Source organism: Legionella anisa (assembly GCF_001467525.1).
In the GTDB taxonomy this organism is placed as follows: domain Bacteria; phylum Pseudomonadota; class Gammaproteobacteria; order Legionellales; family Legionellaceae; genus Legionella; species Legionella anisa.
Window position 1 is genome coordinate 34,147 of sequence record NZ_LNXS01000036.1, and the last position, 12,387, is coordinate 46,533.

Below are 12,387 nucleotides of genomic sequence, written 5' to 3' on the forward strand. Positions count from 1 at the left end.
TCAACAACAAGTTCATGCATTACTCTTACATAAATCCATGAATAAAGAATGGTGTAAAAAAATGATTCCTCAGTTTTTAAATATACTTGATGACTTAAAAAATAGCCCATTTAAAGCGTTAGCGGCTCTTGGTAAAACATTCTGTCAATGGAAAGAAGAGATAGTACGTATGTGGCGTTTTAGAAAGTCTAATGGGATTACAGAAGGGTTTCATAGAAAGATGAAGTTGATTCAAAGAAGAGCTTATGGCTTTCGTAACTTTGAAAATTACAGAACTCGTGTTAGGGTGCTGTGCTGTTAAATGTGAGTGCCCCCGTAATTGGGAAAGAGCCATTTTTTGTTCCTGTACTGTCATGTTACTTAACCAATATGTAAGGGGTTTAATATAAATCTCGATTTTTTATAGCGGCAAATCATATGATGATTATTCATTTCTGGACCCACAAGAATGGCATGATACTGTGGGGTAGTTCTATGAATGCATCTAAGTATAAGATTTTATTCGATGTTTGTTGTGGCTTATTGATTTAATGGTGGCTATGGGTGGACTCGAACCACCGACCTCAGCATTATGAGTGCCGCGCTCTAACCGGCTGAGCTACATAGCCACAAGACGCGTGATTTTGTCGTTTTAATGGAAAATTGTCAAGTCTGTTATCCCTTTTTTTTGGATTTTTTTCTGATTATTCCTAAAGGTATGTGCTTAATCATTTTCTATAAGTTTTTTATAATGGACTTAAAGTTGTTATTTTTCTGCTGATGATGGCGCTGTGGTAAGGATTATGTGGAGGGAGGTGCCTGGGTGAAGGCGACGCCATTTTGTCCACTACGTCCCGCGACTTGTTCGCGGGATCCAATTCTGGACTCCGCGGACAACCACGCGAACAAGTCGTGGGGCGGAGCGTAGGCTGATCGAAATGGCGTCGCCTTCACCCAGCTATTTTGAGAACGTTAGATGATCAATAAATACATGGCACCTGGTCCACGTAATATTTGCACTAATAGCTCATTTTTTTTATGTAGAGCCATTTGTTGTAGTGATTTAACGTCTTTAATTGGAGTTTTATTCGCAGAGATAATAATGTCTCCAGGTCTTAAACCAGCACGCCATCCTGCACTTGTTTCTGAGGCACCAACGACTTGTACACCAATGACGTTACCATGAGGCGGTGTTTCTTGCTCAAAGTTTCTTAATGCCAGCCCATAAAGAAAGGGATTCTCAGACTGCAGTTTTTGTTCATGTGATTTAATGTCAGTAACGACCGCATCCAGTGTAATGGTTTTGCCATCACGTTGAACGACCATTTTAACATTTGAACCTACGCGCAAGAGACTAATCGTTGTTTTAACCTGAGTCGCTTGTGTGATTTTTGTATTGTTAATTTGGGTAATAATATCACCTGATTTTAAACCAGCTCGCTCAGCAGGAGAGTTTGGATTAACTTGTGATACTAACGCACCTTGGAAATCTTCAGGATATCCGAGGGAATGAGCAAGTTCAGGAGTTAAATGTTGAACGAATATACCCATTAAGCCTCGATGAATAGAACCAAATTTAATGATTTGTTGCGCTACATCTTTTGCCATATTGATGGGGATAGCAAAGCCTATTCCTACGTTACCGCCATAAGGGGAAAGAATTGCAGTATTAATCCCAATCAACTCACCTTTCGTATTAACTAACGCACCACCCGAATTACCTGGATTAATTGCAGCGTCAGTTTGGATAAAATTTTCTACTCCTTCGATATTTAAGTCGCTGCGTTTTAAAGCACTGACAATACCAAACGTTGCAGACTGACTGTTACCAAAACTGTTTAAGCCAAAAGGATTACCAATCGCAACTACAAAATCACCCACTTGCAATTGATCCGAATCTCCTATAGGCAAAGATTTTAGATTGGTAGCATTAATTTTTAATATGGCCAAATCTGTTTCACTATCACTACCGATCAGTTTTGCTTTTAAACGTCTGCCATCCTGTAACGTAATTGTGACAAGATTTGCATTACGAATGACGTGATCATTCGTAATAATAATCCCATGTTGTGCATCCACAATCACACCTGAGCCTATACTTTCAAATTTACGTCCTTTTTCAGGGGATGCTTGTTGATGCGGTTGTCTGCGATTTTGAGACTCTTCATCATTTCCAGTTGCTCCAGGGGATGTATTAGCAGGTAAATAACCTTGTACCGCAACATTCACAATTGCAGGCATAATATTCTTTAATGCAGGGGCCAAACTAGGCATAGGTGTAGGCGCTGCTTCATTAGCCGCATAAGTTACCGAGGCTGTTAAAAGAAGCAGGCTATTTATAATGAATTTGATATGTTTTATCATAATTATTAATCCTGAGGTTGATCATTAAACCAAATTAAGGTAGCTATTCTACCTGTTTGTGACGTTCTTCGATAGGAAAACAACTCATTTTTTAACTCAAAAGTGCAGAAACCAGACTGATAAACAGCTTTTATGCCTTTTAAGTTTAAAACAATTTCAGCAATTAGAGGCAAATTAGCCAACCATTTTCCATGCACGGGTTTAAATGCTTGTTTACTTAAAGGGTACGTATCGGTAAAGGTTTGATATACTTCTTCTCCGACTTCATAACACTTTTGACAGATTGAGGGGCCTATCCAGGCTAATATCTCTGATTCCGAACTCACCATTTTATCGAGTGTTTTTTCAATGATACCATGAGCTAATCCCTTCCAACCAGCATGAATTGCCGCAATCTCCGTGCCCTGCACATTACAAAGCATGATGGGTAAGCAATCGGCAGTAAGAATGGCTAAGGGATGTTTCATGGAGCGGGTTATTGAGGCATCTGCATTTCTATTTGGGTCTTCTTCTGTAATAACACAATGAGTCCCATGTGTTTGATGTAACCATTGAGGCTCGCCGGGCAGGTGTAACAACTCCATAAGTTGTTGCCTGTTTTGCAGGACGTGGTGATCGTTGTCCCCAACGTTCAAACCCATGTTATTGCTATCATAAGGAGCCTGACTATATCCTGATAAACGTGTTGTACTCAGGGCTGTGACATTTTTTGGCGCTGGCCAATTAGCTGGATTAGTCTTCATAATGCTGGTCCAATATGTTAAGAAGAAGTTTAAAATCATCAGGCATTGGAGCCTTAAACGTCAACTCATTTTCTGATTTTGGATGATAAAATGAGAGCGTACATGCATGTAGTGCTTGTCTTTTAAAGTTTTGGAGTAGGGCGCGCAATTGCTCACTTGCTTGCGCTGGAAATCGCATACGTCCCCCATAAAGTGGGTCACCAACAACCGGGTGATGGATATAGGCCAAATGGACTCTAATTTGATGTGTTCGCCCAGTCATGAGCTTAACGTCTAATAAAGTAAAATCCTGATATTGTTTTTTTACTGAATAATGAGTTATTGCTTGCCGTCCTTGCTCTTGAACGGCCATTTTTAATCGATTTCTGGGGTTTCGTCCAAAGCCAGTATCAATCGTACCGCCAGAAATAATATGGCCTTGTACTAAAGTAATGTAATGACGTTGAATTTCGCGAGCTTGCATTTGACGTATTAAAGAAGTGTGTGCGGGCAGTGTTTTTGCCACGACGAGTAAGCCTGTTGTATCTTTGTCTAATCGATGAATAATGCCTGCTCTGGGTAAATGATGTAAGGATGGTGCATGATGCAACAATGCATTGACTAATGTGTGCTCTTTATTTCCTGCTCCAGGATGAACGACCATGTTTTCCGGTTTATTGAGTACTAAAATGTCCTCGTCCTCATAAACGATACTTAAGGGAATTTCCTCGGGAATGCAATGATTAAAGTCCTTTTCCATTAAAGTAAAATCTACATTAATCTCAATCGAATCTCCATCTAAAGCTTTGTCTTTAGGTTTACATGGTTTTTGATTAAGCGTTATTGTACCGTTTTTAATCCAATTGCTGATTTGCGAACGTGAGTATTCGGGAAGTAAATTGGCGAGCACACTGTCAATACGTTGATTGTGATGCTCGCGTGGAACAGTTAATTGTCTATGAATATGTTCTATCATCAAATCGTTTCGGTCTCAGCTGCTACGAGCCGTCCTCGTAATGAGTTAGGCAATGCATCATTGATTTGAACATCGACGAATTGTCCTATCAAATGAGCGGAACCATCAAAATTCACCACCCGATTGCATTCAGTACGGCCAGAAAGCTGTTTGGCGTCTTTTTTAGCGTGCCCAGTAACTAATATTTTCTGCGTGCTTCCTATCATAGATTGACTGTATCGAGAGGCGTTTAATACCAGCCTGTTTTGTAATATCTGCAATCTTTGTTTTTTTACTTCCATAGGAGTGTCATCGGGTAAATTTGCAGCTGGAGTACCTGGTCTTGGGCTGTAAATAAAGCTAAATGAGGTATCGAAACCTATTTCATGAACCAAATCCATAGTGTCCTGAAAGTCTTTATCTGTTTCTCCTGGAAAGCCAACAATAATGTCTGTCGATAAACGAATGTCTGGGCGCACTTTACGCAATTTTCTAATCTTGGATTTAAACTCTAAAGCAGTATAGCCACGCTTCATTAGCCCTAAAATGCGATCAGAACCACTTTGTACGGGTAGATGTAAATGATTCGCTAATTCAGGTACTTCTGCATAGGCATTAATTAAATTATCTGAGAACGCCAAAGGATGGGATGTAGTAAAACGAATTCTGCCTATACCCTCTATGGCAGCAAGATAATGAATTAAAAGTGCCAGGTCGGCGATCTCGCCATTTTCCATCACACCACGGTAATCATTAACATTTTGTCCCAATAAATTAATTTCCCTGACACCTTGTATCGCCAATTGATAACACTCAGCAAGTACATCATCAAAAGGACGACTAATTTCTGTGCCGCGAGTATAAGGCACAACACAAAAACTGCAGTATTTGCTGCAGCCTTCCATAATCGAAACAAATGCCGTAGGTCCTTCAGCTCTTGGTGCGGGCAGATGATCAAATTTTTCAATTTCTGGGAAACTGATATCAACAACTGGTTTTTTCTTTTCCATTCGTTCATTAAGTAATGTTGGAAGTCGATGTAATGTTTGTGGACCAAAAACGATATCGACAAAAGGGGCTCTTTTAATAATGTCTTCACCTTCTTGACTTGCAACACAGCCGCCCACACCAATTACTACATGAGGATTTTTAGCTTTATACTCACGCCACTGTCCTAATTGAGAAAAAACTTTCTCTTGTGCTTTTTCACGAATAGAGCACGTATTAAGCAATATCACATCTGCTTCTTCAACGTGTTCCGTTTTGACTAAGCCATGTGATTGCAACAAAACTTCTGCCATTTTAGTTGAATCGTATTCATTCATCTGGCAGCCGTTGGTTTTGATGTATAATTTTTTAGCCATATCAAATCTACTTTAAAAATGTGTAGCCTGAGTGGAAGTACAATCCGTAGCAGGAAGACCTGAGTTCGGCTTTGCACCCAGGTTACTATATCCCAGGAAGTTTCGTATTATTTCATTAATGTACACTTTGGCAATAAGTTTCTTTAATTTTGGGCAAAATAATTAAGGCAATAAGCATTCCCAGAGGAAGAATTGCAAGCCCCGTATGGTAAGCTTCCAATGGATATACTCTAACATTCCCATTCATCTCACCTTGCCACATTTTGTCAAGAATATAGCCAATAAGTGGCTGTGCCAGCGCAATTCCTACCATATTCATCATGTTCATAAAGCTTAAACCTGTAGCGACATATTTTTTATTGCATAACTCTTTGGCTACAGTAAATGCAGGTAAAAAGCCTGCGGAGAAGATGCCAAACGCAAACAACAAAATCTCCATATAGATTGGGGCATTAATTGGAGCAAAAATAAAAATTATGGAGGTTATAAGTGCGCCGATACATCCTATATACATCGGGGGTTTGCGCAAACCAATGCGATTCGAAAATATTCCCCATAAGGGACTGGCAATTGCCCAACCGATAAAGACTAAAGAAATATAATTTGCAGCGGTTGTTTTAGTGATCATCATTTTAGTCATTAAAAAGGGAACCCCCCAGAGACCACAAAAAACGGGGGTTGCCATGTACATTAAACCGCCATAGCAAGCAACTAGCCAAAGTTGTTTGTTTTTTATCAGTGTTAATAAACTCGGTATTACGGGCTCTTCTTTAATAGAATGGTGGTGAGTTTTTTCATAATTTTTAGGAGTGTCTTTAGCAATGACAATAAGTAAGACTGCCAGAATAAGGCCAACAATACCCATAATGAACATACTGTGGCGCCAACCAAAAGCCTCAATTAATAAAGCTAAAGGTGCTTCACCTCCAATTGCGCCTAACATTCCTATGGTAACCATGAGGCCAGTAAGCAAGGCAAAACGCTGAGCAGGAAACCAATTCGCTGCAAGCTTCATTGTACCCACTGCTGCAAATGCTGAGCCAAAACCTATCATTAGACGTGCTACACAGGCCATAAAAAAGTTATCTGTCATTCCGAATGCAATGGTGCTGACAGCGCAAACTATAGTCGCTAGAGTTAACAATCGGTGTGGACCGAAATAGTCCATTAACACCCCGCCAGGTAATTGCATGGCCGCATAAGAATAGAAATAGATACCGGATAGAATTCCTAATGTTTGGCTAGTAACTGAGAAATCCCTCATTAATTCGTTACTCATAACGCTAGGGGAAACCTGTAAGAGACATTCGTAAAAATAAAATAAGCAACCTAAGCCCCATACCATCCAAGGCATTATTGATTGTATCCCAAAACTTGTTACTGAGTCGGACCGTGTATTGTAGTGTGCCATTCTTTTATAACTCTCCAGATTCATCGATACGAAATTGACTTTGCATTATCACTCTTTGGCCAAGATTCAGTTACTACTCAAGACCAGCCATCCTGGCGTTTTTCAATTAAAAAATTTTCGTATGCAGTCCTTACTTTTATCCTTGCTTTTACGCTCTAAAACTTCACTTTGATAAAAAATGTGAAGGATACATTTTTGAATAAAAACTGGGAATAGTTCTGTAGATCAGGTGGTTAAACCTTGTGTTACATGTAATGCAGTTTTTTAAATCAAAAAGTCAACCAGAAACATTACCATACAAATATACAAATTTCATCATATAAAATATTAACAGTTTGGTTATTATTTGTCTATTGATCGTTTGGATAGTCAGGAGGATCAATGACTACGCGAGTTCCTTTCATTCCATCCCCAGGCAGGTCAATAAATTCTTCATTAAGCCAGCGTGCATCCTCAATAAACATCCGGATACAACCGTGGCTTGCTCGGTATCCTGGTACATCATAACTACCATGCAACGCATAACCTCTAAAAAAATGCATGCAATAGGGCATTAACGCGCCACCATCATTGCCATCCGATCTTCTCGGGAATACAGTGGATACACAATCAATATCTTGTTTGCGAATAACTCTAAAAGAACCAGTTGGAGTATTGCAGCCTCCAATGACGCCTGGACATTTACCTATCCCTGATGAAATAGGTCCCCACCACAGGAGTTCGCCATCTTGATCATAGGCTGCCCAAGCTAGTTTTTTTTGGCTTACATAAATTGCTTTTTCTCCTTGAGAGTCAATATATCTTGGAAAAGGAGAAACATCATAGATAGTCAGGCGGTCGATATTTTTCGGTACTGCAATAGTTACTCCCGAATGTAATGCAACATTCATCCGATTAATTCGTCGAACCATGTCTCGTTCTTCGGGATTAGGGAATAGTTTTTCCCAGCTTTCACCCGCTTTAACTTTCATACAAAAATAGTCCGATGAATTACATAAATTTTCACCGTATCTCGCATGAGCAAGAGCAAGTTGACTTATTGTCAATAAATAAATAGAGACGATCATTGATATCATAACTTTCATAAATGATCTCAATTGGGTCATTATAGTCTCTATAGCGGCACTTTAAAAAATAACTTTACATATGAGTTTCATAGCATATGGGGATACTATCATGTGGAAAATTCAGGGGAGAAATTCCTGGGCTTTACTGTGTAAACCCAGGCATCATTATGGTTTCAAAGTTAAAAATCAGGATTGAAGTGAGGAATCAGGCTCTGAACTGCTGGGGGAAATTTTTTGCCAAGCCTCATGAACTTGCGCAAGTAATGCATTGGATTGGGCTAACAATTCTTTATCGTTATTGAGATTTGCTTTTAATAGTAAATATTCAATATGCATGTAAATTTGGAGTAAGTTTTCTGCTATTTCACCACCTTGCTCGTGGTTTAAACTGGTTTTTAAACCTTCAATAATACTTAATGCCTTACTAATATGCTCTCCTTTTTCTTGAATTTCCTTTCGATCAATATTGCCTTGAGCTGTGGCAATATGAGTTCGCGCACCTTGCAATAACAAGTTGATTAATTCATAAGGAGAGGCAGCATCAATACGAGTTTTTAATTCAATTGTTTTATAATGATTTATAACTTGTTGATTTGGATTCTTCATCGATAATGCTCCAATTATTTAGTTTTTAATTTGGGTAGATTCGATAAAATTTGAGTCAGTGTATTGCTGGTGTTTTGCATCTGCGAGATTAAGAGATCCACGGCATTCCATTGTTTATAATATCTTTTTTCAAGAGTAATGCTGCGTTCATTGATGCGTTCTTGCATTTCATCTAATTGTTTTGCCTGCGTATTTAAACGATCTATTCGTTCCTCAATTTCACCGTCTTCACCGATTAATGAATCTAAATAGCCATCAATCAATGAGGCCAACCCATCACTGACAATAATTTGTCCTCTATCCCCAACGAGTCCAGAAAGAACATCAATTGATAATGTACTGAAGTCGCCAGTACCATTTAGAGTAATTCCATCTGTCGAGTTGGCTAAAACGCCTCCTATGGTACCTGACATGCTCATGCCCGGCGTATATTCATTTAAAATGACATCATAAGCTCCTGCAGCAACTTCAGTATCCAATGAATTAATTTTAATATTGGGATCGGTAGCAGTTATTTTTTTGGCAAATAAATTCCCAATATCCTGATAATTATTTTTAATCGCTTCATCCAACATTTCGGAATCAATTTCCAGCAGACCATGCTTATCACTGGTAATCCCCAAGTCAGCTAGACTTTGGATTGGGCCATTAGTAGTTAATGGGTTTGTGGCTAAGTGGTATAAGTTTGTTTTTAAATCTCTAAGTTTGTCGTCACCTTGCAATACTCCTCTTTTTCTGGTTTCCATATCGAAACCAGTTAAAGCAGTGATGAAATTAATAAAATCATTATATTTTTTGACGAAATCATTAATTAAACCTTTGAGATGCTCTACATCTTTTTTCACGGTTAAGGTGATTGTTGTTGCTGGATCAGCTTGTCGAAGGTCGAGCGTGATTCCTGTTAACGCATTTTCCAATTGATTACTGCTTTCACTCAAAAGCAATCCATTGATTTGTACCTGGCTATTTTGGGCTGCCATAGTTTGATTTAAAGAGGTATTGCTTGTTGTCGGATCATAATTCAAGGCCGTTAAACTACCTGTAATTTGCATCGCGTATTTTTCACCTGTTTCAGAAGAGGTTAACGTTAATCTGGAGCCAACACCATCTTGTACAATCGCTGCGGTAACACCTGCATTTGCGGCATTAATGGCATCGCGAACCGTACTAAGGCTATCATTTCCTGGAGTGATATTAATTGTCACAGGATCTACCTCGGTATTTAGTGTGAAGGTTGTATTGTTATTGCTGTAGGTACCAAAGTTTATTGTAATGCTGCCGCTACCTACTGAAGAACTGTTGTTAGTAAAATAACCACTTGCAAGACTTTGCGCTTGAGCTAATTGATTCACTTTTATTTGATATAAACCTTCGGCTGCTTGTTCTGTCACTGATGCAGAAATATACCCTGGTTCACTGAGTAATAAATTCATTTTATTCAATTCACTAGCATAAGATAGGGAACTGAGTGTTGTTTGAAAATTGGATATGGCACTTTTTAATTGGCCAAAAGCAGATAACTCAGTTGTAACGGAATTAAGCTTTTTATCGTGTCGTACTTGTGCTGGCATGAGATCGGCTTTGACCATGCTTTCAACCATTGCTTTAATGTCTAAACCTGACCCAATGCCCGGAGTTGAGAGGCCCATAATATTCCCTTATCTGTTTTAGGGTCTATTGACAATTCTACTATCTTGACTCAACTTAGCGAATTATCAAAGACCCTAGTAATTCAATGAAATTACATTTATCCATAAAGTGCATCAAACACGTTTATCTATAGAACCACTAATTATCCCATCAAGCAAGTTAAGTAAATCCAAATACTCATCCGAGGGTATTTTGCGTATTATCTTGTCTGAGATTTTATCAGTGACTATAGTTTGCAAAAGACCTGTGGCATGGTCTATCGCCTGTTTCGAATCAGTATCCAGATTCAGATCCGATGTAGCGCATTTAGTCACAGGCTTAATATTTTTATCTTTTAATTTGACTGAATCACTTTGTAGCAATTTATTATTTGCTGGAGGAATCGATTCCATAGTCATTTTTTTACTCCTTTCCCTTGATCGATACCTTAATCATTGGGATATATAAGCCGAAAAGCGGCAAAAGCCGCATTTCGGTTTTTACTTTCTTTTACAACTATCCTAACAAGGAAAGAACAGATTGTGGCATCGCATTTGCTTGGGCCAACATTGCTGTTCCTGCTTGTTGTAAGATTTGGTTTTTAGTTAAACTTGCCATTTCTGCTGCATAGTCAGTATCTTGAATACGGCTGCGTGCGGCGGACATATTATCAGATACGTTTTGCAGGTTAGCTACTGTTGCATCAAGTCGGTTTTGCAAAGCACCTAATGCAGCGCGGTTATTAGTGACGCTATCTAAGGCAGCACTGATTCTCAATATAGCTTGCTCTGCGCCATCTTGAGTCGTGATGTCAATACTATTAACACCATTTGTATCCAGGCTGATTGTACCTGATAAACCAACATCAGCTATAGTTCCACCTACAGAAATAGTTTGAGCAGCGCTCACAGTAAGTTGTCCGCGCAGTGTCGCTGCAAATGGACCACCTGTGACTGTAAGCCCGTCAGTACCTGCAGTAAATCCGGTACCACTTTCAGTTACGGCAATGTTTCTTCCATCTGCTGCAGTTAACGTCATGTCACCACCATTTAGAGCTGCCACAACCCCTGTTTGACTGCTTACGGCATTGATTGCATCCATAAGGTCAGTATTGGTTAATGCAGTGGAGACGTCTTGGTTCGTAAATATAGCAACGCCGTTAATGGTCAGGTTATAAGTATCCGCTGCTGTACCACCTATAGCTCCGACAGTTTGGGTACCACTTGTTGATGCGGTTACTGTTAAACCAGGAACACCTGCAGCATTAATTGCAGCAGCTTTAGCATATGCAGATGAGCTGTCTTGGCCATTTGCTGTGCCCACATAGTTTGCAGACGAACTGACGCTAACTGCTGGGTTAGTACCAAGAGCAAGAGTAATATCAGCGGCAGCATTGGCACTTACTGTGGTTCCTTGTTGATAAGCAATACTACCTATTGTTGAGGAGGCAATACTGTTTATTGAAAATGAAAGGGTTTCACCTGCATTAGAGCCAATTTGCAGAGAGGCGTTAGTGTATGAACCATTTAAAATGCTTTGACCGTTAAATTGCGTACTCGTAGCGATATGATCCATTTCACTCAAAAGATTATTTACTTCATTTTGTAACGCTTGACGGTTGGATTGGCTATAAGTTCCGTTTGCAGATTGAAGCGCCAACTCCCTCATACGTTGTAAAAGGTTGGTTGACTCTTGCATCGCGCCTTCCGCAACTTGTGCGAGTGAAATACCATCATTAGCATTTTTCACTGCTTGATCCATTCCGCGAATTTGTGATGTCATATTTGTTGCAATTGCCAGCCCTGCAGCATCATCTTTTGCACTATTAATTTTTAAACCAGATGATAATCTTTGTATCGCAGTTGCCATAGCGTTACTTGATTTAGACAAGTTACGTTGAGCAATTAACGAGGGCACGTTGGTATTAATAATTTGAGCCATAATTATAGTCTCCTCAGACCTAAATCCCTGGTTTGGGACATTTTATAAATTGGCAAATTCCTTTTTAATGGCGAATTTACCGTACGCAAAAAGGTTATCGGACATATGGCAAAAAACTTTAGACTCACATCTGTTTTTTTGCAAAAAAATGGAAAATATATTTATTAAAATGAATGAGTTGCATTTTTTGAGCATTTTGTTTTTGTTTCTGGTTATCTCAATGGGTTACTTTATTAACTTCAAGACAATCGCACGATAAAACCGTTCTATCGTCCAATGAGCATGATGAGCTCTCTCAAAATCAAAGCGACCCTGGTTTTGGATTACCTTGGCGATTGTAGTGGCATTT

General features: G+C 39.2%; 11 protein-coding genes and 1 tRNA gene. 1 reads left to right on the plus strand and 11 read right to left on the minus strand.

What is annotated here, in order from left to right:
• Positions 1–301: transposase (locus Lani_RS19790; protein ID WP_162264376.1), on the plus strand; the 301-nt coding region annotated here is incomplete at its 5' end.
• A 230-nt stretch (positions 302–531) separates the two neighbouring features.
• Here Lani_RS19790 and Lani_RS12540 read toward each other — a convergent pair.
• The 11 genes from Lani_RS12540 to Lani_RS12590 all read right to left on the minus strand — a co-directional run bounded on the left by Lani_RS12540 (position 532) and on the right by Lani_RS12590 (position 12,038).
• Positions 532–608: transfer RNA gene (locus Lani_RS12540), tRNA-Met, on the minus strand.
• Between the two features lie 343 nt (positions 609–951).
• A complete protein-coding gene (locus Lani_RS12545) occupies positions 952–2,343 on the minus strand; it encodes a Do family serine endopeptidase (protein ID WP_019233143.1) in 1,392 nt (463 codons plus the stop codon).
• A 5-nt stretch (positions 2,344–2,348) separates the two neighbouring features.
• On the minus strand, positions 2,349–3,086 hold the full coding sequence (gene pgeF / locus Lani_RS12550; protein WP_019233142.1) for a peptidoglycan editing factor PgeF: 738 nt from the start codon (positions 3,084–3,086) through the stop codon (positions 2,349–2,351).
• Positions 3,076–4,041 (minus strand): 23S rRNA pseudouridine(1911/1915/1917) synthase RluD, encoded by a 966-nt coding sequence (rluD, locus tag Lani_RS12555; RefSeq protein WP_019233141.1) that lies wholly within the window; start codon positions 4,039–4,041, stop codon positions 3,076–3,078. Before rluD ends, pgeF begins: the two co-directional genes overlap by 11 nt.
• Positions 4,041–5,384 (minus strand): tRNA (N6-isopentenyl adenosine(37)-C2)-methylthiotransferase MiaB, encoded by a 1,344-nt coding sequence (miaB, locus tag Lani_RS12560; RefSeq protein ID WP_019233140.1) that lies wholly within the window; start codon positions 5,382–5,384, stop codon positions 4,041–4,043. The genes rluD and miaB overlap by 1 nt, the downstream gene beginning before the upstream one ends.
• Before the next feature lie 115 nt (positions 5,385–5,499).
• A complete protein-coding gene (locus Lani_RS12565) occupies positions 5,500–6,795 on the minus strand; it encodes an MFS transporter (protein ID WP_040522290.1) in 1,296 nt (431 codons plus the stop codon).
• Positions 6,796–7,145: 350 nt separating this feature from the next.
• Entirely contained in the window at positions 7,146–7,871 is a 726-nt protein-coding gene (locus Lani_RS12570) for a L,D-transpeptidase (protein ID WP_192814486.1), read from the minus strand.
• Positions 7,872–8,048: 177 nt separating this feature from the next.
• The gene (gene fliS / locus Lani_RS12575) at positions 8,049–8,468 is read right to left on the minus strand and encodes a flagellar export chaperone FliS (RefSeq protein WP_019233137.1); all 420 of its coding nucleotides are present in this window, start codon (positions 8,466–8,468) and stop codon (positions 8,049–8,051) included.
• A 14-nt stretch (positions 8,469–8,482) separates the two neighbouring features.
• Positions 8,483–10,117, minus strand: coding sequence for a flagellar filament capping protein FliD (gene fliD / locus Lani_RS12580; protein ID WP_019233136.1), 1,635 nt, complete (start codon positions 10,115–10,117; stop codon positions 8,483–8,485).
• 114 nt (positions 10,118–10,231) lie between these two features.
• Entirely contained in the window at positions 10,232–10,516 is a 285-nt protein-coding gene (locus Lani_RS12585) for a flagellar protein FlaG (RefSeq protein WP_019233135.1), read from the minus strand.
• Between the two features lie 97 nt (positions 10,517–10,613).
• The gene (locus Lani_RS12590; protein WP_019233134.1) at positions 10,614–12,038 is read right to left on the minus strand and encodes a flagellin N-terminal helical domain-containing protein; all 1,425 of its coding nucleotides are present in this window, start codon (positions 12,036–12,038) and stop codon (positions 10,614–10,616) included.
• Positions 12,039–12,387: the final 349 nt, after the last annotated feature.

Excerpts from the sequence above, each read along its gene's own strand:
- fliS (WP_019233137.1), bottom strand. The coding sequence starts at position 8,468 with ATGAAGAATCCAAATCAACAAGTTATAAATCATTATAAAACAATTGAA.
- pgeF (WP_019233142.1), bottom strand. The coding sequence starts at position 3,086 with ATGAAGACTAATCCAGCTAATTGGCCAGCGCCAAAAAATGTCACAGCC.
- Lani_RS12570 (WP_192814486.1), bottom strand. The coding sequence starts at position 7,871 with ATGATATCAATGATCGTCTCTATTTATTTATTGACAATAAGTCAACTT.
- miaB (WP_019233140.1), bottom strand. The coding sequence starts at position 5,384 with ATGGCTAAAAAATTATACATCAAAACCAACGGCTGCCAGATGAATGAA.
- fliD (WP_019233136.1), bottom strand. The coding sequence starts at position 10,117 with ATGGGCCTCTCAACTCCGGGCATTGGGTCAGGTTTAGACATTAAAGCA.
- Lani_RS12545 (WP_019233143.1), bottom strand. The coding sequence starts at position 2,343 with ATGATAAAACATATCAAATTCATTATAAATAGCCTGCTTCTTTTAACA.
- Lani_RS12585 (WP_019233135.1), bottom strand. The coding sequence starts at position 10,516 with ATGACTATGGAATCGATTCCTCCAGCAAATAATAAATTGCTACAAAGT.
- Lani_RS12565 (WP_040522290.1), bottom strand. The coding sequence starts at position 6,795 with ATGGCACACTACAATACACGGTCCGACTCAGTAACAAGTTTTGGGATA.
- Lani_RS12590 (WP_019233134.1), bottom strand. The coding sequence starts at position 12,038 with ATGGCTCAAATTATTAATACCAACGTGCCCTCGTTAATTGCTCAACGT.
- rluD (WP_019233141.1), bottom strand. The coding sequence starts at position 4,041 with ATGATAGAACATATTCATAGACAATTAACTGTTCCACGCGAGCATCAC.